At 42.6% G+C, this 24,213-nt stretch carries 38 protein-coding genes; 1 reads left to right on the top strand and 37 read right to left on the bottom strand.

Annotated features, from left to right (window positions below):
- From ABUA34_RS05980 to ABUA34_RS05815, 34 genes are all read right to left on the bottom strand, one after another.
- Positions 1 to 1,615: ABC transporter ATP-binding protein (locus ABUA34_RS05980; protein WP_349823001.1), on the bottom strand; the 1,615-nt coding region annotated here is incomplete at its 3' end.
- Positions 1,616 to 1,761: 146 nt separating this feature from the next.
- Positions 1,762 to 2,298 (bottom strand): bL17 family ribosomal protein, encoded by a 537-nt coding sequence (locus tag ABUA34_RS05975; RefSeq protein WP_015533801.1) that lies wholly within the window; start codon positions 2,296 to 2,298, stop codon positions 1,762 to 1,764.
- Positions 2,299 to 2,378: 80 nt separating this feature from the next.
- Positions 2,379 to 3,335 carry a DNA-directed RNA polymerase subunit alpha gene (locus ABUA34_RS05970; protein ID WP_015533800.1) on the bottom strand — a complete coding sequence of 319 codons (957 nt, stop codon included), beginning with the start codon at positions 3,333 to 3,335 and terminating at the stop codon, positions 2,379 to 2,381.
- Positions 3,336 to 3,406: 71 nt separating this feature from the next.
- The gene (gene rpsD / locus ABUA34_RS05965) at positions 3,407 to 4,000 is read right to left on the bottom strand and encodes a 30S ribosomal protein S4 (RefSeq protein ID WP_015533799.1); all 594 of its coding nucleotides are present in this window, start codon (positions 3,998 to 4,000) and stop codon (positions 3,407 to 3,409) included.
- A 20-nt stretch (positions 4,001 to 4,020) separates the two neighbouring features.
- Entirely contained in the window at positions 4,021 to 4,416 is a 396-nt protein-coding gene (rpsK, locus tag ABUA34_RS05960) for a 30S ribosomal protein S11 (protein WP_004850165.1), read from the bottom strand.
- Positions 4,417 to 4,461: 45 nt separating this feature from the next.
- Positions 4,462 to 4,830 carry a 30S ribosomal protein S13 gene (gene rpsM, locus ABUA34_RS05955; protein WP_015533798.1) on the bottom strand — a complete coding sequence of 123 codons (369 nt, stop codon included), beginning with the start codon at positions 4,828 to 4,830 and terminating at the stop codon, positions 4,462 to 4,464.
- 248 nt (positions 4,831 to 5,078) lie between these two features.
- The gene (gene rpmJ / locus ABUA34_RS05950) at positions 5,079 to 5,192 is read right to left on the bottom strand and encodes a 50S ribosomal protein L36 (RefSeq protein WP_015533797.1); all 114 of its coding nucleotides are present in this window, start codon (positions 5,190 to 5,192) and stop codon (positions 5,079 to 5,081) included.
- An 89-nt stretch (positions 5,193 to 5,281) separates the two neighbouring features.
- Positions 5,282 to 5,500, bottom strand: a complete 219-nt coding sequence (gene infA / locus ABUA34_RS05945; protein WP_004850160.1) for a translation initiation factor IF-1 — start codon at positions 5,498 to 5,500, stop codon at positions 5,282 to 5,284.
- Positions 5,501 to 5,599: 99 nt separating this feature from the next.
- Positions 5,600 to 6,370, bottom strand: a complete 771-nt coding sequence (gene map / locus ABUA34_RS05940; protein ID WP_015533796.1) for a type I methionyl aminopeptidase — start codon at positions 6,368 to 6,370, stop codon at positions 5,600 to 5,602.
- A 2-nt stretch (positions 6,371 to 6,372) separates the two neighbouring features.
- Entirely contained in the window at positions 6,373 to 7,017 is a 645-nt protein-coding gene (locus ABUA34_RS05935; protein WP_022216653.1) for an adenylate kinase, read from the bottom strand.
- Positions 7,018 to 7,140: 123 nt separating this feature from the next.
- A complete protein-coding gene (secY, locus tag ABUA34_RS05930; RefSeq protein ID WP_022216652.1) occupies positions 7,141 to 8,454 on the bottom strand; it encodes a preprotein translocase subunit SecY in 1,314 nt (437 codons plus the stop codon).
- A 1-nt stretch (position 8,455) separates the two neighbouring features.
- Entirely contained in the window at positions 8,456 to 8,896 is a 441-nt protein-coding gene (gene rplO / locus ABUA34_RS05925) for a 50S ribosomal protein L15 (protein WP_004850150.1), read from the bottom strand.
- 21 nt (positions 8,897 to 8,917) lie between these two features.
- The gene (gene rpmD / locus ABUA34_RS05920) at positions 8,918 to 9,100 is read right to left on the bottom strand and encodes a 50S ribosomal protein L30 (protein WP_004850147.1); all 183 of its coding nucleotides are present in this window, start codon (positions 9,098 to 9,100) and stop codon (positions 8,918 to 8,920) included.
- A gap of 14 nt (positions 9,101 to 9,114) precedes the next feature.
- The gene (rpsE, locus tag ABUA34_RS05915) at positions 9,115 to 9,624 is read right to left on the bottom strand and encodes a 30S ribosomal protein S5 (RefSeq protein ID WP_015533792.1); all 510 of its coding nucleotides are present in this window, start codon (positions 9,622 to 9,624) and stop codon (positions 9,115 to 9,117) included.
- A 19-nt stretch (positions 9,625 to 9,643) separates the two neighbouring features.
- Entirely contained in the window at positions 9,644 to 10,012 is a 369-nt protein-coding gene (gene rplR, locus ABUA34_RS05910; protein ID WP_022216651.1) for a 50S ribosomal protein L18, read from the bottom strand.
- Positions 10,013 to 10,029: 17 nt separating this feature from the next.
- Entirely contained in the window at positions 10,030 to 10,569 is a 540-nt protein-coding gene (gene rplF, locus ABUA34_RS05905; protein WP_022216650.1) for a 50S ribosomal protein L6, read from the bottom strand.
- 15 nt (positions 10,570 to 10,584) lie between these two features.
- Positions 10,585 to 10,986 (bottom strand): 30S ribosomal protein S8, encoded by a 402-nt coding sequence (gene rpsH, locus ABUA34_RS05900; RefSeq protein ID WP_022216649.1) that lies wholly within the window; start codon positions 10,984 to 10,986, stop codon positions 10,585 to 10,587.
- 23 nt (positions 10,987 to 11,009) lie between these two features.
- Positions 11,010 to 11,195, bottom strand: coding sequence for a type Z 30S ribosomal protein S14 (locus ABUA34_RS05895; RefSeq protein WP_004850137.1), 186 nt, complete (start codon positions 11,193 to 11,195; stop codon positions 11,010 to 11,012).
- Positions 11,196 to 11,215: 20 nt separating this feature from the next.
- The gene (rplE, locus tag ABUA34_RS05890) at positions 11,216 to 11,755 is read right to left on the bottom strand and encodes a 50S ribosomal protein L5 (RefSeq protein ID WP_004850134.1); all 540 of its coding nucleotides are present in this window, start codon (positions 11,753 to 11,755) and stop codon (positions 11,216 to 11,218) included.
- A gap of 20 nt (positions 11,756 to 11,775) precedes the next feature.
- Positions 11,776 to 12,093, bottom strand: coding sequence for a 50S ribosomal protein L24 (gene rplX / locus ABUA34_RS05885; RefSeq protein ID WP_004850132.1), 318 nt, complete (start codon positions 12,091 to 12,093; stop codon positions 11,776 to 11,778).
- A 12-nt stretch (positions 12,094 to 12,105) separates the two neighbouring features.
- A complete protein-coding gene (rplN, locus tag ABUA34_RS05880; RefSeq protein WP_022216648.1) occupies positions 12,106 to 12,474 on the bottom strand; it encodes a 50S ribosomal protein L14 in 369 nt (122 codons plus the stop codon).
- A 13-nt stretch (positions 12,475 to 12,487) separates the two neighbouring features.
- On the bottom strand, positions 12,488 to 12,742 hold the full coding sequence (gene rpsQ, locus ABUA34_RS05875; protein ID WP_022058713.1) for a 30S ribosomal protein S17: 255 nt from the start codon (positions 12,740 to 12,742) through the stop codon (positions 12,488 to 12,490).
- A gap of 23 nt (positions 12,743 to 12,765) precedes the next feature.
- A complete protein-coding gene (rpmC, locus tag ABUA34_RS05870) occupies positions 12,766 to 12,969 on the bottom strand; it encodes a 50S ribosomal protein L29 (protein ID WP_004850126.1) in 204 nt (67 codons plus the stop codon).
- Entirely contained in the window at positions 12,959 to 13,396 is a 438-nt protein-coding gene (gene rplP, locus ABUA34_RS05865; RefSeq protein WP_022216647.1) for a 50S ribosomal protein L16, read from the bottom strand. The genes rpmC and rplP overlap by 11 nt, the downstream gene beginning before the upstream one ends.
- Positions 13,396 to 14,061, bottom strand: coding sequence for a 30S ribosomal protein S3 (gene rpsC / locus ABUA34_RS05860; protein ID WP_022216646.1), 666 nt, complete (start codon positions 14,059 to 14,061; stop codon positions 13,396 to 13,398). Before rpsC ends, rplP begins: the two co-directional genes overlap by 1 nt.
- A 10-nt stretch (positions 14,062 to 14,071) precedes the next feature.
- Positions 14,072 to 14,458, bottom strand: a complete 387-nt coding sequence (gene rplV / locus ABUA34_RS05855; RefSeq protein WP_004850120.1) for a 50S ribosomal protein L22 — start codon at positions 14,456 to 14,458, stop codon at positions 14,072 to 14,074.
- A gap of 33 nt (positions 14,459 to 14,491) precedes the next feature.
- Positions 14,492 to 14,770 (bottom strand): 30S ribosomal protein S19, encoded by a 279-nt coding sequence (gene rpsS / locus ABUA34_RS05850; RefSeq protein ID WP_022216645.1) that lies wholly within the window; start codon positions 14,768 to 14,770, stop codon positions 14,492 to 14,494.
- A 16-nt stretch (positions 14,771 to 14,786) separates the two neighbouring features.
- On the bottom strand, positions 14,787 to 15,632 hold the full coding sequence (gene rplB, locus ABUA34_RS05845; RefSeq protein WP_022216644.1) for a 50S ribosomal protein L2: 846 nt from the start codon (positions 15,630 to 15,632) through the stop codon (positions 14,787 to 14,789).
- A 98-nt stretch (positions 15,633 to 15,730) separates the two neighbouring features.
- On the bottom strand, positions 15,731 to 16,030 hold the full coding sequence (rplW, locus tag ABUA34_RS05840; protein ID WP_004850114.1) for a 50S ribosomal protein L23: 300 nt from the start codon (positions 16,028 to 16,030) through the stop codon (positions 15,731 to 15,733).
- The gene (rplD, locus tag ABUA34_RS05835; protein WP_015533790.1) at positions 16,030 to 16,650 is read right to left on the bottom strand and encodes a 50S ribosomal protein L4; all 621 of its coding nucleotides are present in this window, start codon (positions 16,648 to 16,650) and stop codon (positions 16,030 to 16,032) included. The genes rplW and rplD overlap by 1 nt, the downstream gene beginning before the upstream one ends.
- Before the next feature lie 23 nt (positions 16,651 to 16,673).
- Complete coding sequence (gene rplC, locus ABUA34_RS05830) at positions 16,674 to 17,357, bottom strand: 50S ribosomal protein L3 (RefSeq protein ID WP_015533789.1); 684 nt, start codon at positions 17,355 to 17,357, stop codon at positions 16,674 to 16,676.
- Between the two features lie 160 nt (positions 17,358 to 17,517).
- The gene (rpsJ, locus tag ABUA34_RS05825) at positions 17,518 to 17,829 is read right to left on the bottom strand and encodes a 30S ribosomal protein S10 (protein WP_004850108.1); all 312 of its coding nucleotides are present in this window, start codon (positions 17,827 to 17,829) and stop codon (positions 17,518 to 17,520) included.
- A 331-nt stretch (positions 17,830 to 18,160) separates the two neighbouring features.
- Entirely contained in the window at positions 18,161 to 19,060 is a 900-nt protein-coding gene (locus ABUA34_RS05820; protein WP_161172020.1) for an OST-HTH/LOTUS domain-containing protein, read from the bottom strand.
- A 63-nt stretch (positions 19,061 to 19,123) separates the two neighbouring features.
- Positions 19,124 to 20,323, bottom strand: coding sequence for a class I SAM-dependent methyltransferase (locus ABUA34_RS05815; protein ID WP_349823000.1), 1,200 nt, complete (start codon positions 20,321 to 20,323; stop codon positions 19,124 to 19,126).
- Positions 20,324 to 20,435: 112 nt separating this feature from the next.
- On the opposite strand from ABUA34_RS05815, the gene ABUA34_RS05810 reads away from it, so the two are divergent.
- Positions 20,436 to 21,299, top strand: coding sequence for a class I SAM-dependent methyltransferase (locus ABUA34_RS05810; protein ID WP_015533786.1), 864 nt, complete (start codon positions 20,436 to 20,438; stop codon positions 21,297 to 21,299).
- 150 nt (positions 21,300 to 21,449) lie between these two features.
- Here the strand turns inward: ABUA34_RS05810 and ybaK are convergent, their stop codons facing one another.
- The 3 genes from ybaK to ABUA34_RS05795 all read right to left on the bottom strand — a co-directional run bounded on the left by ybaK (position 21,450) and on the right by ABUA34_RS05795 (position 24,212).
- A complete protein-coding gene (gene ybaK / locus ABUA34_RS05805) occupies positions 21,450 to 21,947 on the bottom strand; it encodes a Cys-tRNA(Pro) deacylase (protein WP_118017398.1) in 498 nt (165 codons plus the stop codon).
- Positions 21,948 to 22,070: 123 nt separating this feature from the next.
- Positions 22,071 to 23,429 (bottom strand): citrate/2-methylcitrate synthase, encoded by a 1,359-nt coding sequence (locus ABUA34_RS05800; protein ID WP_055223145.1) that lies wholly within the window; start codon positions 23,427 to 23,429, stop codon positions 22,071 to 22,073.
- Positions 23,430 to 23,615: 186 nt separating this feature from the next.
- A complete protein-coding gene (locus tag ABUA34_RS05795; protein WP_055223143.1) occupies positions 23,616 to 24,212 on the bottom strand; it encodes a metallophosphoesterase family protein in 597 nt (198 codons plus the stop codon).
- Position 24,213 lies beyond the last annotated feature (1 nt).

The raw sequence follows: 24,213 nt of genomic DNA, 5'->3' as shown, positions 1-24,213 counted from the left end.
CATCTATACCGTACTGCTCAAGTAAGCTCCTGTCCTCAAAAAACTCACCTGTCCCTCCATCATACACTATCCTTCCATGCTCCATAAGAAGAATCCTCTCTGACATCTCATACACATCCTCCATGTCGTGGGATACCAGTATGATCGTCACATTTTTCTCTCTGTTGAGCTTTCTGACGAGATTCCATAACTGCTCCCGGCTCTCTCCGTCAAGTCCGCATGCAGGCTCATCAAGGATCAATACGTCTGGCTCATATGCCAGTATTCCCGCTATTGCCACCCTCTTTTTCAAACCACCAGACAATTCGAATGGAGAATACTCCGCATATTTCTCCGGTACTCCCACCAACTCAAGCGCCTTTCTGGCAGCATCCTCAGCCTCTCTCTTTGACATTCCAAAGTTTATCGGGCCATACATTACATCCTTGAGCACCGTATTCTCAAACAACTGGGACTCAGGGAACTGAAATACATACCCTATCCTCCTGCGGATATCCTTGATATTCCTTACACTCTGCACATCCGTATCATACAGATATACCTTGCCACTCTGTGGAACTATCAGCTTATTTATCATTTGAAGCAGTGTACTCTTTCCCGAGCCGGTCTGCCCTATTACAGCGACAACCTGTCCTTCATATATCTTGATGTTTATATCAGAAAGCGCCTGAAATGACTCATTTCCATTCACATACGAATATGATACATTCTGAAGCTCAACTATACATTTTTCTGAATTATCTGCAGTCTTCTCATCCTCAGCATGATTACTCTGCGCATTGTTCATATCGCTGCTTATATCCATATGCCTGTTCTTATATTTATAGCAGATATCGATCGGTATTCCGGCCCTACGCTTCATATCAACCGGTATCTCCAGTCCATAGCTCTTAAGCCGGTCAACATCTGTGAATACATCTCCAGGTGTACCCTCTGCCACGATCCTGCTATTATCCAATATGTATACTTTATCCGCCATAAGCGCCTCAGCTATCCTGTGAGTCACCATTATTACGGTTATTTTCTTTTCTTTGTTCAATCTCTGCACAAGCTCCAGCATATCCTTTGCTCCCTGCGGGTCAAGCATGGATGTCGCCTCGTCTAGCACTATACAATCCGGAGTCATCGCCATGGACGATGCGATTGCAAGCCGCTGTTTCTGTCCACCGCTTATTCTTGACGTATTGGCATACTTATAGGCTGTGAGCCCTGTGAGCTCCAGCATCTCATCTATCTTCTTCCATATATCTTCGCTGGAGACGCCAAGATTCTCCAGCCCAAATCCTATATCCTCAGCGAGGGTGTTGCCGACTATCTGGTTATCGGGATTTTGAAACACCATTCCTACCTGTCGTCTGACGGATGTAAGCTCTCCCATCTCCGCCATGTCTTTTCCACCTATGACTATCGAACCCTCATGCGGTGCAAGCAGTCCATTCAAATGTCTTGCAAACGTAGACTTCCCTGAACCGTTTCTGCCAAGGATCGCGATTATCTCCCCCTTGTCGGCAAGAAAATCCACATCCTTTATTGCCCAGTTCTCCCCTATCTTATTGCCGTCTTTGTCCTTTATATTAAATTTATGAGATAGTCCTTTTACATTTATGAAGCTCATAATCTTTCCAATCTATATCAATGAAATCTCTCTATATTTCACTAAATTTTATTAAAAAACAGGGCCGCCGTACACGAACGTAAACTAATACGTCTATGTACTGCAGCCCTGTTTATTTATCTGTATAATATCAATCTATCAATCGATTATACTAACTCGAGAATAACCTCAAGAGCCTGATCACCCTTACGCTGACCGATCTTGATGATTCTTGTGTAACCACCCTTACGTCCTGCGTACTTTGTACCATACTCATCGAATAACTTCTGTGTTAAGTCGATCTTCTTAGTACCGGCCTTCTTACCAGCAGCATCTGTAGGAACTTCAACAACTGGATATAAAACCTTGAGCATCTCTCTTCTGGCATGAAGTCTTGAAGGCTGATCCTTCTTAACTGTCTTCTCAACTGTGTCGTATACTGTAACCTTCTTACCGTCTACAACTTCCTTGATTCTCTTGCCATCTTTATCCTTCTTAGCAACCTTAGCCTGAACTGTAACCTCATCGTAGTTGTCCTTCTCAGCAACTGCTAAAGTGATGAGCTTCTCTGCGATCTTAACAACTTCCTTAGCTCTTGCCTCTGTTGTCTTGATCTTTCCATGATACAGTAACTGAGTTACCTGGTTACGAAGTAATGCGTTTCTCTGTGCGCTTGCTTTTCCAAGCTTTCTATACTTTGCCATTTTAATTATCCTCCTATACCCTTTGCGGGTCTTCACTGTGCTTACTATTATTCAGCTTGAGTGGTATACGGGAACTGCTATTAGTCCTCGTTCTGATTAAGTGATAAGCCTAACTCCTTAAGCTTAGCTAATACTTCATCCAGTGACTTACGACCAAGGTTACGAACCTTCATCATATCCTCTGGTGTCTTGTTTATAAGTTCCTGAACTGTGTTGATGCCAGCTCTCTTCAAACAGTTGTATGAACGAACTGATAACTCGAGCTCATCGATATTCATCTCAAGAACCTTTTCCTTCTCGTCTGTTGTGCTCTCAACCATAACATCTACAAGACGTGCGTTCTCTGATAAATCTACGAACAGCTTCAAGTGCTCTACCAGAAGATTTGCAGCAAGACTTACTGCCTCATCTGGAGCAAGAGCTCCGTTTGTATATACATCAAGAGTTAACTTATCATAGTCAGTAACCTGACCAACACGTGTATTCTGAACTGTAAGGTTTACTCTTTCAACAGGGGTGAAGATTGAGTCAATAGCGATGACATCAATTGGTGCATCTGCTTCCTTGTTCTTGTCAAGGCTTACATATCCACGTCCGTTGACAATTGTAAGCTCCATCTCAAGCTTTGCGTCCGGACCACTAAGGTTTGCGATTACAAGATCAGGATTTACGATCTCTATATCTCCGTCAACCTTGATATCTCCTGCCTTAACAACGCGCTCACCAACAACATCGATGTATGCCTGCTTTGGCTCAAATGTATCTGAGTTATTCTTGATAACGACATTCTTGATGTTCATTATTATCTCAGTAACATCCTCTTTTACACCTGGTATTGAGCTGAACTCGTGTAAAACACCCTTTATCTTAACGTGGCTTACAGCGGTACCTGGTAATGAAGAAAGCATTATTCTTCTAAGTGAGTTACCAAGTGTTATACCGTAACCTCTCTCTAAAGGCTCGATTACAAACTTGCCATATTTGTTGTCATCTGAAGTCTCAACGATCTCGATTTTTGGTTTTTCAAACTCAAACATCTAAGCCCCTCCTTTACGGGTTTTAAAATGCTACACTCCAAGTTACAAAATGTATAAATAAAGAACAAATCTTACTTAGAATATAACTCGACGATGAGAGTCTCATTTACAGGAACATCGATCTGCTCTCTGCTTGGCTTCTCTACAACTTCACCTGCGAGGTTATCTCTGTCTGCTGTTAACCAACCTGGTACGAGAACACCCTCTGTTGCAGCCATGATATCCTTGTATCTCTGAAGAGACTTGCTCTTCTCTCTGATCTCGATCTTATCGCCTGGCTTAACTGAGTATGAAGGGATGTTTACACACTTGCCATTTACAAGTACGTGCTTGTGATCTACGATCTGTCTAGCCTCTCTTCTTGTTCTTGCAAAGCCTAATCTGAAGATGATGTTGTCAAGTCTAAGCTCAAGTAATGTCATGAGGTTAGGACCTGTTAATCCCTTCTGCTGCTCAGCCTTTGCATAAAGGTTACGGAAAGGCTTCTCAAGTACACCATAAATGAACTTAGCCTTCTGCTTCTCGCGGAGCTGAAGTCCATACTCGCTCTGCTTTCTATTTGATCTGTTTGGTCTTCTGTTTGACTTCTTGTCTATTCCGAGATACATTGGCTCCATGCCTAAAGATCTGCATCTCTTAAGAACTGGGGTTCTATCTACTGCCATCTTGTTTGTACCTCCTCTAATTAAACTCTTCTTCTCTTTGGTGGACGACATCCGTTATGTGGAACCGGAGTAACATCCTTGATACTAACTACATCTATACCACATGCTGAGAGTGCACGAATTGCAGCCTCTCTTCCTGAACCTGGTCCCTTGACAAATACGTCGATTGTCTTGAGTCCGTAAGGTGCAGCAGCCTTTGCGGCTGTCTCTGCAGCCATCTGAGCAGCATATGGAGTTGACTTCTTAGAACCCTTAAATCCTAATCCACCAGCGCTTGCCCATGAAAGCGCATTGCCTTCAGCGTCTGTTAATGTAACAATTGTATTATTGAAAGATGACTGAATATGAGCCTGTCCGTGCTGTACGCTCTTTCTGACACGCTTCTTAGCCACTTTTTTAGTTGCCTGCTTAGCCATTAGCCTAAACCTCCTATGGTTTTTTACAAATATATTCTATAAATATTACTTCTTCTTATTAGCAACAGTCTTCTTAGGACCCTTACGAGTTCTAGCGTTAGTCTTAGTCTTCTGTCCACGAACAGGAAGTCCCTGTCTATGACGCTTACCACGATAGCAAGCAATCTCCTGTAAACGCTTAATATTGAAGCCTATCTCTCTACGTAAATCTCCCTCTACTACCTGAGTTGCCTTGATAACCTCGCTGAGTCTTCTAACCTCATCGTCAGTCAGATCTGCGCAACGTGTATCAGGATTAACGTTTGCTTCCTTAAGAATACGCTGTGATGAAGGAAGTCCGATACCATAGATATAAGTAAGACCAATTTCAACACGTTTCTCTCTTGGTAAATCAACACCTGAAATACGAGCCATTATAATAACCTCCGTAAAATCTTCTTTTAAGCTGAATCCACAAATGTATCCCATAGCACACGCTATGGGGTGAAATGCATACACCGCAAACTTCAACTAAGTTGTATATTTCTATAATTGTATTGGCATATCTACGTATGCCACAGCCGCTTTTAAATAATACAGTACATTAGATATATGTACTGACGCACGAAAATAAGTATACTTCCGGATGGGCTATCATCCATATACTTCTTTTCCTTTTTTGATTAACCCTGACGCTGCTTGTGCTTTGGATTCTCGCAGATAACTCTAACGATTCCCTTTCTCTTGATAACTTTGCACTTATCGCAGATAGGTTTTACTGATGCTCTAACCTTCATTAGAAACTCTCCTTTCAAAAAAAGTCCGCTACGAATTAGCATTCTATCATTTTCATTGATAAAATGCAATAGGGAAATTCATTTTTTTATTATTTATCTCTCCAAACGATTCTTCCCTTGGTAAGATCGTATGGTGATAACTCTATTGTAACTTTGTCGCCAGGAAGAATCTTTATATAATTCATTCTCAGCTTTCCACTTATATGAGCAAGAACCTTGTGTCCATTCTCAAGTTCTACCTGAAACATGGCATTTGGAAGTTTCTCAACTACTGTTCCTTCTACTTCAATTACATCTGCTTTTGACATTTTCAAAAATCCTCCTATATATATAAATCAACTTATGAGTTCTCCATGATATAATGAATATATCATCGTGCTTACGAACGACGACATATGATATCACATCTACAGCTCAATTCCATCGGCCCTTGAAAGTATCTCAGGCTCTCCATCTGTTATAAGTATTGTATTCTCATAATGTGCCGCCAGTGATTTGTCTGCGGTGACGACCGTCCATCCATCCGGCATCCACTTCACTTCGTAATCGCCAAGTGTGATCATCGGTTCTATCGCTATCGTCATTCCTGCTTTCAGCTTCGGCCCTCTTCTTCTTGTTGCGAAGTTTGGGACCTCCGGCTCTTCATGAAGATTTTTTCCAACTCCATGTCCCACCAGATCGACAACAACTCCAAGTCCACACTCATCGGCATAGGACTCGACCGCTATTCCTATATCCCGCACATGATTTCCCGCACGGGCCGCTGACAGTCCTTCAAAGAAGCTTTGCTTCGTTGCCTCTATGAGATACTTTGCCATATCAGATATCTCGCCAACTCCATATGTTCTGGCTGAGTCTGAATGGTAACCCTTATAGATAACACCGGCATCAAGACTTACTATATCTCCATCCTGAAGCACTCTGTTCTTTGATGGAATTCCATGTACCACCTCATCATTTACAGATACACACACCGACGCCGGATATCCCTGATAGTTCAGAAATGATGGTTCACAGTGATAACTTCTGATAACCTCTTCACCGAGCTTATCTATATCATATGTGGTCATTCCCGGCTTCAATGCTTTTCTCATCTCCTCATGAGTTATCGCCAGAATTCTTCCAGCCTCTCTCATAAGCTCAATCTCTTCCTGGGATTTTATGGAAATACCCTTCATATTTACTCACCTAATATATCAGTGATAGCAGCGAATACATCCTTCATATCTACGGTTCCGTCAACCTCTTTCAGGATGCCCTTTGCCTTGTAGTAATCGATGAGAGGCTGTGTCTGCTCATGATATACATTAAGTCTCTTCTCTACTGTCTCTGGCTTATCATCGTCTCTAAGGATGAGATCAGCTCCACATGCATCACACTTGCCCTCAACTTTTGTTGGGTTGTATACGATATGGTATGTTGCTCCACAACCTACACATGCACGTCTGCCTGACATTCTCTCGATGATATTCTCATCAGGTACCTCAACATTGATAGCGTAATCAACTGAATCGCCGATTGCTGAGAGTGCCTTGTCAAGTGCCTCTGCCTGTGGGATAGTTCTTGGGAATCCGTCAAGGATATATCCCTTTGCACAGTCATCAGCCTTGAATCTATCTATTACCAAGTCGACAACGAGCTCATCTGGTACAAGAAGTCCCTTATCCATGTACTCCTTTGCCTTTGCACCAAGCTCTGTGCCGTTCTTTATGTTCGCTCTGAATATATCTCCTGTTGAGATATGTGGTACGCCGTACTTTGCAGCGATCATCTTTGCCTGTGTTCCCTTGCCTGCGCCCGGTGCGCCTAACATGATTATCTTCATATATTCAACCTCCATTTTTTTGAACGTTTCCCATTCTTATCAAATACTATTCTCTCTATAATACACGAATAGGAAGTGTACTATACGGCACACTCCCATTCGTGTTTATTGCCACGTCATATTTTAGTCTAAAAGGAATCCCTGATAGTTCCTTACCAGCATACGTGACTCAATATTCTTAATTGTCTCTATAACAACACCTACAACGATGATAAGTGATGTTCCTCCAAATGAAACATTTGCTCCAAAGAAACCACTGAAGAACATTGGTATACATGCTACTATGATAAGTCCTACAGCACCTATAAATATGATGTAGTTTAAAATCTTATTAAGGTAATCCTGTGTTGACTGTCCAGGTCTTATACCAGGGACAAAACCGCCACTCTTCTTCATATTGTTGGCAATCTCCATTGGATTGAATGTGATCGCTGTGTAGAAATATGCGAAGAAGAACACAAGTAAAATATATACGATCAAACCGATCGATGCCCAAGGATAAGATCTGTTAAACCAGTAGCCCTGACTCATACCCTGGATTATCTTTGCTCCTACACCAGATGTCTTGATGTTGAACAGATTCACTACGATCTGTGGAACAGACAGTATGGATGATGCAAAGATGACCGGAATAACACCTGCAGTATTGACCTTAAGTGGAATATGAGAGGACTGTCCTCCCATCGTCTTTCTTCCTCTTACTGTCTTGGCATACTGTACAGGAATTCTTCTCTCTGCGCCCTGAAGTGCACATACAAATACTACTGTAATAACTACAACTGCAAGGATAATGAGCCCTACAAGTGTAAATCTTACAAAGTCTCTGCCCTTCATGAACTGTGTGTATAAATTCTTGAAGTCATTTGGCATTGTTGAAACGATGTTTATCAGAAGGATTACTGATATACCATTGCCAACACCCTTCTCTGTTGCTCTCTCGCCAAGCCACATTACTATAGCACTTCCTGCCGTAAGAATGACTACGATGCAAAGAACTGTCCAGAAGTTATAATTCTCAATGACTCCCTTGTTTCCAAATCCTACTACAAGACCAGCACTCTCAAGAATAGCAAGACCTACTGTCATATATCTTGTGATAGCGGTGATCTTCTTTCTACCATCTTCTCCGTCTTTCTGCAGTTCTTCCAAAGCCGGTATAGCAATGGTGAGAAGCTGTATGATGATGGAAGCTGTAATGTAAGGTGTTACCGACAATGCAAAGATCGACATCTGCTCGAACGATCCTCCGGTGAATGAACTGAAGATGTTCAGTGAATCACCGAGTGCATTCTGCATGTACTCTCTTATTGCATCCGCACTTATTCCCGGAACGGTAATCAGACTACCAAGTCTGACTACCACGAGAATGAAGAACGTATATAAAAGTCTTCTTCGTATATCCTGTACCTTAAATGCATTGATTAAGGTTTTGAACATATTACATCACCTCTGCTTTTCCGCCAAGAGCTTCAATTTTCTCAGCTGCTGACTTTGAAAAAGCATTAGCCTTAACATTGAGCTTTTTAGTTAACTCTCCATTTCCAAGAATCTTAACTCCATCACGAGGATTCTTAATGATACCTGCCTCTACTAATGTCTCAACAGTTACGTCTGAGCCATCCTCGAATCTCTCAAGAGCTGATACATTGATTGCAACGATCTCTTTGTGATTGATGCAATTAAAGCCTCTCTTAGGAAGACGTCTATATAATGGCATCTGTCCACCTTCGAAACCTGGTCTAGGTGATCCAGAACGTGCCTTCTGACCCTTATGTCCCTTACCTGCAGTCTTGCCATTTCCTGAACCATGTCCACGGCCTACACGGAAATTAGCACTGTGCTTTGAGCCTTCAGCCGGCTTTAATGTAGATAAATCCATGATCTGCGTATCCTCCTTCTCTTATACTTCCTCAACCTTTACCATATAACTTACCTGCTTAACCATTCCAAGTGTTGCAGCGTTATTTGGGAGCTCTACTGACTTATTAACCTTCTTAAGTCCAAGAGCCTCTACTGTCTTTCTATGCTTTGGTACAGCACCGATAGGGGACTTTACCAAAGTTACCTTTAACTTATCTGCCATCTTCTAATACCTCCTTAGTTAAGTATCTCATCAACAGATTTTCCACGAAGTCTTGCGATATCCTCTGGGTTCTTGATCTCTGTAAGGCCCTTGATTGTTGCAAGAACTACGTTCTGCTTGTTGTTTGATCCTAAGGACTTTGTACGGATGTTCTTATATCCTGCAAGCTCAAGTACGCTACGAGCAGGACCACCAGCGATGATACCAGTACCTTCTGGAGCTGTCTTCAGAAGAACTGAAGCACTGCCGAACTGTCCATTCCAGTCGTAAGGGATACTACCAACTTCATTTACAGGAACTGTAACTAAATGCTTTGCAGCATCCTCCTTACCCTTACGGATAGCTTCTGGAGTCTCAACTGCCTTGCCAACACCAACGCCAACGTGGCCATTTCTATCACCAACAACTACGAGAGCTGCAACTCTAGAATTACGTCCACCCTTAACAACCTTTGTTACACGCTTGATGGCAACAACTTTATCTTCTAACTCTAACTTACTTGCATCAATTATTTCACGCTTCATACGTTGTTCTTCCTCCTTACTAGAATTCCAGACCAGCTTCTCTCGCTGCATCTGCTAATGCCTGAACCTTACCGTGGTATACGAAACCGCCTCTATCATAGATAACAGTCTTGATACCCTTCTCAAGTGCTCTCTCAGCAATAACCTTACCAACGTAAGCTGCTGCATCAACATCATTTGTCTTCTCAAGCTCATCCTTAATAGCCTTCTCTGTTGTAGATGCTGCTACTAATGTCTTACCAACTGAATCATCAATAATCTGAGCGTACATATGATTATTACTTCTGAATACAGCTAAACGTGGTCTCTCTGTTGTTCCAGCTAAACGATTACGAACACGCATATGCTTCTTTACACGAATTGCGCTTCTTGATTCTTTATTAATCATCTTATCTCACTCCTTTATTATTTCTTACCAGTCTTACCAACTTTACGTCTGATAGTCTCATCCACATACTTGATACCCTTGCCCTTGTATGGCTCTGGTGCTCTCTTCTCTCTGATCTCAGCAGCGTACTGACCAACCTTTTCCTTGCTGATTCCGCTTACTATGATCTTGTTTCCATCAACTGATGTTTCGATACCATCTGGATCAACCATCTCAACTGGGTGTGAATAACCAAGAGCAAGAACAAGCTTATTACCCTGCTTCTGAGCTCTGTAACCTACACCGTTAACCTCAAGCTCCTTCTTGTAACCCTCTGTAACACCTACTACCATGTTGTGGATAAGTGTTCTTGTGAGTCCGTGAAGTGATTTCATCTTCTTTAAGTCGTTAGGTCTTGATACTGTGATTGTATCGCCGTCTAACTTTATATCCATTTCCGCAGGGAGAACTCTCTCAAGAGTTCCCTTTGGTCCTTTAACAGTCACTTTATTATTTTCTGCTATATCTACAGTTACGCCTGCAGGTACAGCGATAGGCATTCTTCCGATACGTGACATTTTGCCGTCCTCCTTTTACCAAATAAACGCAAGTACTTCTCCACCTACGTTCTGTTTTCTAGCTTCCTTATCTGTTAATACACCCTTGTTTGTGGAGATAATAGCAGTTCCAAGTCCACCAAGTACTCTTGGAAGCTCATCCTTGCTTGCGTATACTCGAAGACCAGGCTTTGAAATTCTCTTAAGACCTGTGATGATCTTCTCGTTCTTATCTGCACCATACTTCAATGTGATCTTGATTGTCTCGAACTTACCGTCCTCAACTATATCTACAGCCTTAACATATCCTTCTGATAAAAGTATGTCGGCAATAGCTTTCTTCATCTTTGAAGCAGGGATTTCTACTGTATCATGCTTTGCTGTATTAGCATTACGAATTCTTGTAAGCATATCTGCAATTGGATCGCTCATTGACATAATAAATTTCCTCCTTCTTACTCTTACCAGCTTGATTTCTTAACGCCAGGAATCTGTCCCTTATATGCTAACTCACGGAAGCAGATTCTACAAATTCCATACTTCTTTAAAACTGAGTGTGGACGTCCACAAATGCTGCAACGTGTGTACTCTCTTGTTGAGAACTTCTGCTTGCGCTGCTGCTTAACTTTCATTGATGTCTTAGCCATTTCTCGAATCTCCTCCTTTATTATTTGCTATAAGGCATGCCGAACAGTGTAAGTAACTCACGAGCTTCCTCGTCAGTCTGTGCTGTTGTTACGCAAATTATATCCATACCTCTAACCTTATCTACCTTATCGTACTCGATCTCAGGGAAGATAAGCTGCTCCTTAATACCGAATGCGTAGTTACCTCTTCCATCAAATCCGTTTGGATTGATACCTCTGAAGTCACGTACACGTGGGAGTGCAAGATTTACAAGACGATCAAGGAACTCATACATCTTCTCGCCACGAAGAGTTACCTTACATCCGATAGGCATTCCCTCTCTCAGCTTGAAGTTAGCTACTGACTTCTTTGCTCTTGTTACAACTGCCTTCTGACCTGTGATTGTCTCAAGATCCTTGATAGCAGCGTCGAGAACCTTAGCGTTCTCTCTAGCTTCACCAACGCCCATATTGATAACGATCTTATCGAGCTTTGGTATCTGCATTACATTCTTATATCCAAATTTCTCAACCATGGCGCTCTTAATTTCAGCGTCATACTTTTCTTTAAGTCTACTCACCTAAGACGACCTCCTTCCAATTAATCTATCTTCTCTGTCTTGCCATCAACTTTGGCTACACGAACCTTATCCTTACCAGTTCCTTCAAAACCAACTCTAACTGGCTTGCCCTTGTAAAGATACATTACATTAGAGATGTCAAGTGGGGCTTCCATCTCGATGATTCCGCCCTGCTGGTTAGCCATGCTTGGCTTGCTATGCTTAAATACTTTGTTGATTCCTTCAACTACTACGGTACCATTCTTCTTATCTACTGAAACGACCTTTCCGCTCTTGCCCTTGTCCTTACCAGCGATAACCTGTACCATATCATCTTTCTTAATCTTCATTGTTGCCATAGTCACACCTCCTTATAATACTTCAGGTGCAAGTGATACGATCTTCATGAATTTCTTATCACGGAGCTCTCTTGCAACTGGTCCAAAGATACGTGTACCTCTTGGATTCATATCGTCTTTTATAATTACAGCAGCGTTCTCGTCAAACTTGATGTATGAACCATCCTTACGACGAGCGCCATGCTTTGTCCTAACTACAACGGCCTTAACTACATCGCCCTTCTTTACAACTCCGCCTGGTGTTGCATCCTTAACAGAGGCAACGATGATATCGCCGATATTCGCATATCTTCTAACTGATCCGCCTAACACTCTGATACAAAGTAACTCTTTTGCACCTGTGTTATCAGCAACTTTAAGTCTTGTTTCCTGCTGAACCATTTAATTTGCCTCCTTACTTTGCCTTCTCGATGATCTCAACAAGTCTCCATCTCTTATCCTTTGATAATGGTCTTGTCTCCATAACCTTTACTCTATCGCCAATCTTGCACTCGTTATTCTCGTCATGAGCCTTCAGCTTTACTGTTCTCTTTACAATCTTACCATAAAGAGGATGCTTAACATTATCTACGATAGAAACAACGATTGTCTTATCCATCTTGTCACTTGTAACTATACCAACACGTGTTTTTCTCAGATTTCTTTCCACAATAATTCCTCCTTCCAAGATAATTAAGCATTAGCCTTCTGGGCTATAACTGTCTGTATTCTTGCTATATTCTTTCTAACGTCCTTGATTCTGCTTGTGTTGTCAAGCTGATTTGTAGCATTCTGGAATCTCAGGTTGAATAATTCCTTCTTTGCAGCTACTAAATCTTTCTGGAGATCGTCAACGGACTTGCTATTTAATTCGTTCATAAAATCCTTAGTTTTCACTGCCTGCTACCTCCTCTAACTCTTCCTTTGATGCGATCTTACACTTAAGTGGAAGCTTGTGCATAGCGAGTCTGAGAGCCTCTTTAGCTACCTCCTCAGGTACGCCCTGAACCTCAAACATAACTCTGCCTGGCTTAACTACTGCTACCCAGTACTCAAGTGCTCCCTTTCCTGAACCCATTCGAGTCTCAGCCGGCTTTGCTGTAACTGGCTTGTCAGGGAAAATCTTGATAAATACCTTACCACTACGCTTCATATATCTTGTCATTGCAATTCTGGCTGCCTCGATCTGGTTTGACTTGATCCAAGCTGGCTCTAATGCTACGAGACCATACTCACCGTTTGTAATCTTATTGCCTCTAAGTGCCTTACCAGCCATTGTTCCTCTGAACTGCTTACGACGCTTTACTCTCTTTGGCATTAACATTATTTATTTCCCCCTTCCTTTACTGTCTTTGTTGGAAGTACTTCACCATGGTAGATCCATGTCTTTACGCCAACCTTACCATATGTTGTATCTGCTTCAGCAAATCCGTAATCGATATCAGCACGGAGTGTCTGAAGAGGAATTGTTCCCTCGCTGTAGAACTCTGTTCTAGCCATATCAGCACCGCCAAGACGACCTGAACATGCACACTTGATACCCTGTGCGCCTGACTTCATTGTTCTACCCATGCAAGACTTCATAGCCTTTCTGAATGCGATACGATTCTCAAGCTGTGCTGCGATGTTCTCTGCAACGAGCTGAGCGTCAGCATCCGGCTTCTTGATCTCCTTAACGTCGATAAAGAGCTTCTTATCTGTTAACTTCTGAGCGTCAGCCTTGATCTTCTCGATTCCGGCTCCACCCTTTCCGATTACTACTCCAGGCTTAGCTGTGTATAATACGATCTTTACATTCTTTGCTGATCTCTCGATCTCGATCTTTGAGATGTTTGACTTGTAAAGAGTTGTCTTTAAGTATTTTCTAAGGATCTGATCTTCTGCTAAGTTCTTAGCAAACTCGTCATTTCTCTTGTCAGCATACCAGTTTGAATCCCAATCTTTGATAATGCCGACTCTTAAACCATGAGGATTAACTTTCTGTCCCATATTTTACCTCCTATTTCTCGTCAAGCACGATTGTGATGTGGCTTGTTCTCTTCTCGATTCTATATGCTCTACCCTGTGCTCTTGGATGAACTCTCTTCATTGTAGGTCCCTTGTTAGCGTAACACTCTGCTACGTAAAGGTCCTCCTTCTTCATGCCATTGTTGTTCTCAGCGTTAGCAATAGCAGACTTCAAAAGCTTCTCTATAACGCTTGAGCCATATCTTGGGTTGTATTCTACGATAGCAAGTGCTGTCTGAACATCCTTACCTCTGATAGCATCAAGCACAAAACATGCCTTGGTTACTGATACTCTTGCGTATGAAACCTTAGCTGATGGTCTTGTATCTTTGTTCTCATTTCTGAGTCTCTTGTCATGGGATCTATGTCCTTTAGCCATTTTGAAAAGTCCTCCTTTCAAATATTCCTAATATTATCTTCTACCCTTCTTTTCGTCCTTACCATGACCTCTGTATGTTCTGGTAACTACGAACTCACCGAGCTTATGTCCTACCATATCTTCTGTTACATATACTGGTACGTGCTTTCTTCCATCATGAACGGCAAATGTGTGGCCAACGAATGATGGGAAGATTGTTGAACGTCTTGACCAGGTCTTTATAACTTCTGTCTTATTAGCAGCGTTTAAAGCATCTACCTTCTTAAGCAGATGTGCATCTGCGAATGGTCCTTTTTTTAATGAACGAGCCATATTTCTTCCTCCTTAACTATTTAACATTCTTACCGTCTCTACGTCTTACGATCAACTTATTAGACTGCTTGTTCTTCTTTCTTGTCTTGAGACCCATTGCTGGCTTGCCCCATGGAGTAGAAGGACCTGGACGACCGATAGGTGCTCTACCTTCTCCACCACCATGTGGATGGTCATTAGGGTTCATGACAGAACCACGAACTGTTGGTCTAACGCCCATATGACGCTTACGACCGGCTTTACCAATGTTAACAAGGCCATGCTCGATATTTCCTACCTGTCCAACTGTTGCTCTACAGATAATCGGAACCATTCTCATCTCGCCTGATGGAAGTCTAAGTGTTGCATACTTTCCTTCCTTAGCCATGAGCTGTGCAGCGTTTCCTGCTGAACGAACTAACTGTCCGCCCTTACCTGGGTAAAGCTCGATGTTGTGTACCTGAGTACCAACTGGAATATTCTGAAGTGGAAGACAGTTACCAACCTTGATCTCTGCCTCTGCGCCATTCATCAGCACATCGCCAACTGCAAGCTTGAAAGGAGCAAGGATGTATCTCTTCTCTCCATCTGCATAGAACAGAAGTGCAATATTTGCTGATCTGTTTGGATCATACTCGATTGCAGCTACTGTTGCTGGAATACCATCTTTGTCATTTCTCTTGAAATCTATTATTCTATACTTTCTCTTAGCACCACCACCGTGATGTCTTACTGTTATCTTACCCTGATTGTTACGACCGGCTGTCTTGCTTGTTGAAACAACGAGTGACTTCTCTGGAGTTGTCTTTGTGATCTCTGAGAAATCAAGGCCAGTCATATTTCTTCTGGAAGGTGTATATGGGTTATATGTCTTAATTCCCATTGTTGTTCTCCTTTCGGTTCAATTTATTCTCACGCTTTGATTGCGTATACAACTAATGTGATGAGCAGCTATACTGTGCAGCCACCCACGGCTATATCTTAAAGTCCCTCGAAGATCTCGATGTCCTTGCTGTCAGCTGTAAGCTGAACGATAGCCTTCTTGTACTTTGCTGTGTTACCAAGTGTCATACCACGTCTCTTGACCTTACCGTCATTGTTCATTGTGTTGACCTTTGCAACCTTTGTTCCCTCGAACATCTTCTCTACAGCTTCCTTAACCTGTGACTTGTTTGCTTCTGGATGAACAAGGAATGTATATTTCTTCTCAGCCATAGCGTTCATGCTCTTCTCTGTGATCACTGGCTTAAGTATAACGTCATAATATTTGATATCTGCCATTATGCGTACACCTCCTCAATTGCTGCAACTGCTTCCTTAGTAAGAACAAGCTTCTCATACTTGAGAATATCGTATACGCTAAGTGAATTAGCTACTGTTGTCTTAACTGTTGGAATGTTGTTTGCTGAAAGAACAACGTTATTGTTCTTATCCTTTGTTACTACAAGAGCCTTAGGAGCTGAAAGCTTTGCAAGGATCTTTGCAAATACGCTTGTCTTAGCCTCCTGAAGATCAAGCTTGTCAACTACTACCAGCTTGTTCTCAGCAACCTTTGATGAAAGTGCTGACTTCATAGCAAGCTGCTTCTCTTTCTTATTCATCTTAACTGAATAATCTCTTGGCTTTGGTGCGAATACAACTCCGCCGCCTGTCCACTGTGGAGATCTTGTTGAACCCTGTCTAGCATGACCAGTTCCCTTCTGTCTCCAAGGCTTTCTTCCACCACCAGAAACTTCTGAACGTGTCTTAGCGCTCTGTGTTCCCTGACGGTTGTTGGCTAACTGACCAACTACAGCCTTATGCATTATATGCTCATTTATTTCTACACCGAAAACTGCATCATTGAGCTCTAATGTCTCAACTTCTTTGCCTTCAATGTCATAAACCTTAACTGATGCCATTGTTGTCTCTCCTTTCCAAAGCCCTACTTACCAGACTTTACTGTATCTTTAATCATAACCAATGACTTCTTTGGTCCTGGAACAGCGCCCTTAACCAAGATTACATTGTTCTCAACATCTATTTTAACTACCTCAAGGTTCTGGATTGTAACTCTTACGCTACCCATATGTCCAGGCATCTTCTTGCCCTTGAATACTCTACCTGGAGTAGTTGCAGAACCGTTTGAACCTGCATGTCTGTGATACTTTGAACCATGTCCTGAAGGACCTGACTTAAGGCCGTGTCTCTTAAGACCGCCTGCGTATCCCTTACCCTTTGACTTAGCAGTAACATCAATCTTGTCGCCAGCAGCAAATACGTCTGCCTTGATCTCTGCGCCAAGCTCGTACTCAGCAGTGTTCTCAAGTCTGAACTCTCTATAGAAAGCCTTTGGAGTTGTTCCTGCCTTCTTAGCATGACCAACCTCTGCCTTACCAGCACCATGTGGATTTCTGATAACTTTCTTTCCTGATACGTCCTTTGTTGTTACTCTTTCCTTCTTCTCGCCGAATCCTACCTGAATTGCATCGTAACCGTCATTCTCAACTGTTTTGATCTGGGTTACAACACATGGACCAGCCTGCAATACTGTAACTGGTGTTAATACACCGTTCTCGTCGAAAATCTGTGTCATTCCGACTTTTGTAGCTAATATAGCCTTCTTCATTTCTGTTTCCTCCTAATTTAATTCACAGCGGATTGCATCTGCAATCATACTAAATTACATCCGAAAATGCATTAGGTACTGTTATTTAATTGTTTCTGCGGTTTGTTTTAAATTAGTCCGCATCTAATTGGGTTTCTTTTGAATTGCTGTCTGACTTTGATTATTTCATCTTAACATCGATGAACACGCCAGCGGACAGATCGATCTTCTGTAATGCATCAATTGTCTTCTGAGTTGGTGCTACAACATCGATAAGTCTCTTATGAGTTCTCTGCTCAAACTGCTCTCTTGAGTCCTTGTACTTATGAACTGCTCTTAAGATTGTGATCTTCTCAATCTTAGTAGGCATTGGAACTGGTCCGCTTACCTTTGCGCCAGTCTTCTTAACTGTATCAACAATCTGTGCTGCTGCCTTGTCGATAAGTTTGTGGTCATAAGCCTTAAGTGTAATTCTCATAATCTGATTTGCCATAAAAAAAGCCGCCTCCTTTTCGCACTTAATCTTAGTACAACAAGCGGTGACTGTACACTCTCCCGTGTGTGTCCTAAGTTAAAACCCAGAACCATCACGTCGTTTCTGTCCTCTTGACAGACGGTTATATTGTACAGTGACTTGTCGCCAGTTTTGTAAATTGACATTCGCTCCACGAAAAACCTGCGTCATATATGTACGCAGCAACCTCCGCTTCTCAGCTATCATGCCACAGTATGTTTGATTATATACTAGGGATTTCTTTAAATCAAGAGGTTTTTTTAATTTTTTTATGTTTTTTTGAATTTTTTTAACGGGTATTTACAGGGTATCACTCGCCAGATTCACTCAGCTTGAATGTCCTCTTCATCTTAATCCCCTTGTTCTCCCATATCTCAAACTTCGAAAAGCTTAAGATGAACCCGTAATCTGTATGGTAACCATAATTCTCCATCGCAAACCCAGGGAATCTGCTTCGAATCGCATCGAGCAGCTCTGCCATATCATCTATCTTATATCCCCTGCCCGTCATATACTCATATGCAAATGTGTCTATCTCCTCCCTGTCATCGACCAACGTCAGCTTTGTCACGCCATTCTCATCGGTATAAACCTTCACTCCACTCACATTATTCTCCACAAATGTATCAAGATGAGTATAGCCATAATTTCTGACATCAAAATCCGGGTATCTTCTCACAACGCCTTCATACACCTGTTCCATGACAGCATCTCTTCCCTGTCCTTTATAATAGGAAGAAACCGAATATATCTCCTTTGCTATATCACCTATATCCGGTATATCAGCAGTGCATTTTCCTCCGGCAAGAACATCTATATACATATATCTCTGGGCGCTGTTCACAAGGATTTTGTCTGCGTCACATGGACCGGCAACCACAACCTCTATATCCGTGAGCCTCAGCTTGTTGAGAAGCGGTACTGTCAGACTGTCCCCCGTTGCTATATATATGCGCTCTGGCTTTGAAAGCGCAGCATCCGCCATAACCTCCACGGCCAGCGCAACCATCGCCGATGACACCTTATACTCTCCGTGCATGCAGTCCTGTATTCTGAACCTCCCTGCACTCTCCATAAAGCTGTCATCGTCTTTGTCGGAATTAAACATCTTGCAGATCACAAGCTTGTCCGTTCTGATTATATCCTCATATATAACAGGCACAGCCTTTGCCTCTATGCTATCACAATCTATATACAGCGCAGCCCTCATGATATCCTCCTTAATAATATTCCACAACCATCACACACACAACAAACCACAGGTTTAATCCAATTATATCCTGCCATCCACCTTAATCATCTCCATCAGAGTCTGTCTGAATCCAAACTCCTCACAAAGTGCTTCCGCATCCTTAAGAGCCTTCTTTCTCCTGTCCGGAGATACATTTTTCTTCACAGCTCTTATGAGCAGATTTTTAGGCGAATGTGCAATGTCTATAAATTCCATTATATCAGTCTTATATCCACACGCCTCAAGCATATGTCCACGGATGGAATCTGTTGCCAGCGCAGCTATCCTCTCCTTTATGATACCGTATCTTGTCAGCGCAACCAGTTTATCAGAATGCATCTGTTTATTCAGCTCATGCTGGCAGCAAGGCACGGACAATATATACTGTGCGTTCCAGCAAATGGCATTGTACAGCGCATAGTCCGTGGCAACATCACACGCATGCAGCGTCATGACCATATCCACATCCACATCCGTCTTATACCCATTTATATCCCCAAGTTCGAATTTTAGTCCGGTATATCCAAACTGTTCCGCCAGCGCATTGCAGTCTTTTATCACCTGCTCCTTGAGATCCAGGCCGGTTATATGGACATCAAGCCCCTTAACCTCATGCAGATAATAATAAACTATAAATGTCAGATACGATTTGCCGCATCCAAAATCTACTATATTAATAGAAGGTTTGTTGTAGCTCTTCATGACATTGTCCACGATCTCCGCAAATCTGTTGATCTGCTTAAACTTGTCATACATGGAGTGCACAACCTTGCCATCCTTTGTAAATATGCCCAGATGGGTAAATACAGGGATATCCATTCCCTCTTCAAGTATGTATTTCTTTCTTCGGTTGTTTCCCTGAACAGTTATGAGTTTATTCTCCGTGTGCCTCTTATTCACAGCTATTTTGCCCTTCTTTGAGATCTTCACATCCCACTCCTCCCGGGCCGAGAACATGTTTATCTGTCTGAATCCATCCCGCAGATCTCCGGCCAGTGCTTCTTCAAGCTCGTCCTCATCTATATTCTGGTGGAACACCTGCTTCTCCGTATACCTTTCTATCTGAAAGCACCTTTTACCGCCTATGATTTTTCTCTCAAATACCACTTTTCTATATTCACCGCGTCCGCCACTGAGGATAATCTTGTGGGGATCACTCTGTACCATCTCTTCTATTAATTCTTTTATACTTATATCTGCCATTATTCCAACTTCTCCATTACCAACAATCTGTATCGTCATTAATCTCTGTCATCAATCTATGCACACAGCAGCCTTGACGCAGTGCTTTGATACAAGTATAATCTATAGGATATATTTTTTGAAGTTATTTTTATAAGGAAGGATTACATATATGTGGATAGCAGATGGATGGAAGGATTATGAAGTTATTGACTGCTCTGACGGAGAAAAGCTTGAGCGTTGGGACAAATACACTCTGCTCAGACCAGATCCCCAGGTTCTGTGGAGCACTCCAAAGAAAAATCCTGCATGGAATAAACTGAACGGACATTATCATAGAAGCAACAAAGGCGGCGGAGAATGGGAGTTTTTCAGCCTGCCTAAGCAGTGGACGATAAATTACAGGGATCTGACTTTCAATCTGAAGCCATTCAGCTTCAAGCACACTGGTCTGTTCCCTGAGCAGGCTGTCAACTGGGACTGGTTCAGCGAACTGATAAAGAACTCACCTAAAAAGGATATTAAGGTGTTGAACCTGTTCGCATACACAGGGGGCGCAACATGCGCAGCCGCCAAAGCCGGAGCTGCAGTCACCCATGTTGATGCATCCAAGGGAATGGTTACCTGGGCAAAGGAAAACGCAGCATCATCAGGGCTCGCCGACGCACCGATCAGATGGATAGTTGACGACTGTGTGAAATTTGTCGAAAGAGAGATCAGACGAGGCAACAAATATGACGCGATCATCATGGATCCTCCTTCATACGGCAGAGGACCAAAGGGTGAGATATGGAAGATCGAAGAGAAGATCCATCCTTTCATCAAGCTCTGCAGCCAGCTTCTCTGTGACAAGCCGCTTTTCTTCCTTGTAAATTCATATACAACAGGTCTCGCGCCTGCGGTGCTCACATATATGATATCCACAGAGGTAAAGAGCAGATTTGGCGGACATGTTGTGGCAGATGAGATCGGACTTCCTGTCACAGAGACAGGTCTTGTTCTTCCTTGCGGTGCCGCCGGAAGATGGCAGAGATAACAACGGATCGGTCGAGGCAGATACATTTTGCAGATAAACTAAAAGCAGGAATATGAAACCCAGCAAACTTCGTTATAGGGGCTCATATTCCTGCTTTTTTTAATTTTTCAGCTTCTTAATTTCAGCTTTTTTGTCACGTAATTTAGTCCTTTACACCGTCACATCCACATACTCCAGACGTATGACCTTCTCCAGATCCGCAGGGGCTATCTCTATCTGATACCCAACCTTACCCGCACTCACATACATCTTATCAAGATTTTCAGCACTTGCATCTATCGTGGTCCTGAAAAACTTCTTCATACCGATAGGTGAGCAGCCGCCATGTATATATCCGGTAAGAGGGAGGAGTTCCTTTGCCTTGAGCATATCTATCGACTTCTCTCCCACAGCCTTCGCAGCTTTCTTGAGATCAAGTTCCTCCTTGACAGGAATTACAAACACGTAATTTGCGCCGGACTTCGCAACGGTCACCAGGGTCTTATACACATACGCAGGATCCTGTCCAAGTATGGCAGCAACCTTCTCTCCATTCGTCTCGCCCGTCTCCACATAACAATAATGGTTGTACTTTATCTTCTTGCTGTCAAGTATGCGCATGACATTTGTCTTTTCCTCAGTCTTTGCGTTCTTATTCTTATCTTTCATGTTCCAGTTCATCTCCTTGTCATCAAATGCACTAAGCGCCCCAACCTTGTCTATTGAAGATTGAAGCGCTGTATGCATGTCTATTGTATTCTCCGGCTTTATCTTAATCTGCCGTACATAACTTTATCTGTCTTCCATCGGCAGATACTCTTTGTGTGTTCCCACATACTTATATGCAGGTCTGATGATCTTGCCGGCATTGACAAGCTCCTCTATTCTATGCGCCGACCATCCTGCAATACGTGCGATGGCAAATATAGGAGTAAACAGCTCGATAGGGATACCGAGCATCGTATATACAAATCCACTGTAGAAGTCTACATTTGCCGATATAGGCTTGCCGCTGCGTCTTCTGGCCGCAAGCAGTCTTCCTGATATCTCCTCAACCTTCTTGTACAGCTCAAATTCCTTTGTCCTGCCCTTCTCCTGGGCAAGTCTCTCTGCATATCCCTTGAGTATCCTAGCTCTAGGATCTGAGTTGGTGTATACCGCATGACCCATTCCATATATAAGGCCTGAATGGTCAAAGCCATTCTTGTCAATAAGTCCTGTGAGATATTTCTCCAGTGCAGCCTCATCATCCCAGTTCTTGACATGGCTCTTGAGGTCATCAAACATCTGCTGAACCTTGAGGTTTGCACCACCATGCTTAGGTCCCTTCAGCGATCCAAGTGAACTTGCAACTGCAGAATATGTGTCTGTTCCTGTCGACGATACTACATGAGTTGTAAATGTGGAGTTATTACCACCACCATGCTCAGCGTGTATAACCAGACATATGTCAAGCACCTGCGCCTCAAGCTCTGTATATTTCTTATCCGATCTGATAAGCCTCAGGAAATTCTCTGCAGTGGAAAGCCCCGGCTTCGGATTGTGTATTACAAGACTCATGTCGTGGAAATAGTGCTTGTAGCCCTGATAACCATATGCGGCGATCACAGGGAACTGTGCTATCAATTCCATACACTGTCTGAGAACATTCTCAATGCTTATATCATCCGGATTATCATCATATGAATAGAGTGTGAGAACACATCTCTGCAGAACGTTCATCATATTCTTGCTTGGTGCTTTGAGGATAACATCTCTTGTAAACTTTCTAGGAAGCTCCCTGTAGCACTCCATCATCTCAACAAATCTCTTAAACTGCTGCTCATTTGGAAGCTTTCCAAACAACAGAAGATACATAGTCTCCTCAAATCCGAATTTACTTCCGTGAAAACCTCTCTCGAGATCCTCAACATTGTACCCTTGATAATACAGACGACCATCAGTCGGCACTCTCTCTCCATCTATTACATCATATCCTATGACATCAGATATCTCTGTGAGTCCCGTGAGTACACCTTTTCCTGTGGAATCTCTGAGGCCTCTCTTGACATCATAATTGACATAGAGGTTCTGGTCTATCTTGCCAGATTCTGTACAATAACCTGTAAGCTCATCCAGTATTCTGTTATATTCCTCGCTGTTTCTTTCCAAACCTCATGTCTCCTTCCTTTATCCAATCCCTGTTCATCATCCCGGAGCTTCTCCGGATCTTATCAATAAACTATATCAACTCACCACAGTTTATCAAAAAAACTCCATTTTCGCAAGAAAGACAGCAATAAATTTGATTTATTCCTGTCTTTTCGCCAAAATTATTTAATTTCAAAATATTTCTGCCTAAATTTCAATAATATATCTCTCATAGGCATTTATGATCGTCGTGTCCTCGTATTTTGATTCGCGGACAAAATCTCTTCCATAATTTATATGCACATGGCCATGGACAAAATACTTAGGTCTGTACTCCTCCATAAGCGTTCTGAAACACTTAAAACCTGTATGTGGGAGATCCTCGGAATCATTTATCCTGTATGCAGGCGAATGGGCAACAAGTATGTCAAAGCCCTTGTTCCTCATGATCTTAAACCTGAGTTTCCGTACTCTTCTGGCCATCGCACGCTCGGAATACTGATGATCCGCACCACCAAACTTGTATTCCATCGAACCGCCAAGTCCCAGAATTCTGACACCCTTATACACATAAAGCTTGTCGTCTATGCACTCGCAGCCCCCCGGCGGTGTATCCTTGTAGCACACGTCGTGATTGCCATGGACATAGAGAACGGGCGCATGACTGAATGTCGCAAGGAACGACAAATACTGTGGCGATAAATCGCCACAGGATATTATCAGGTCTATTCCCTCGACCTTACTCTTATCAAAATAATCCCACAAATACTTGGATTCTTCATCCGCCAACAACAAAATCTTCACG

The sequence above is a fragment of the Coprococcus sp. RTP21428st1_C9_RTP21428_210409 genome (assembly GCF_040227395.1).
GTDB classification, from domain to species: Bacteria; Bacillota; Clostridia; order Lachnospirales; family Lachnospiraceae; genus Coprococcus; species Coprococcus aceti.
The sequence above is the reverse complement of the archived record's forward strand: the minus strand, read 5'-3'. Positions and strand labels throughout refer to the sequence as shown.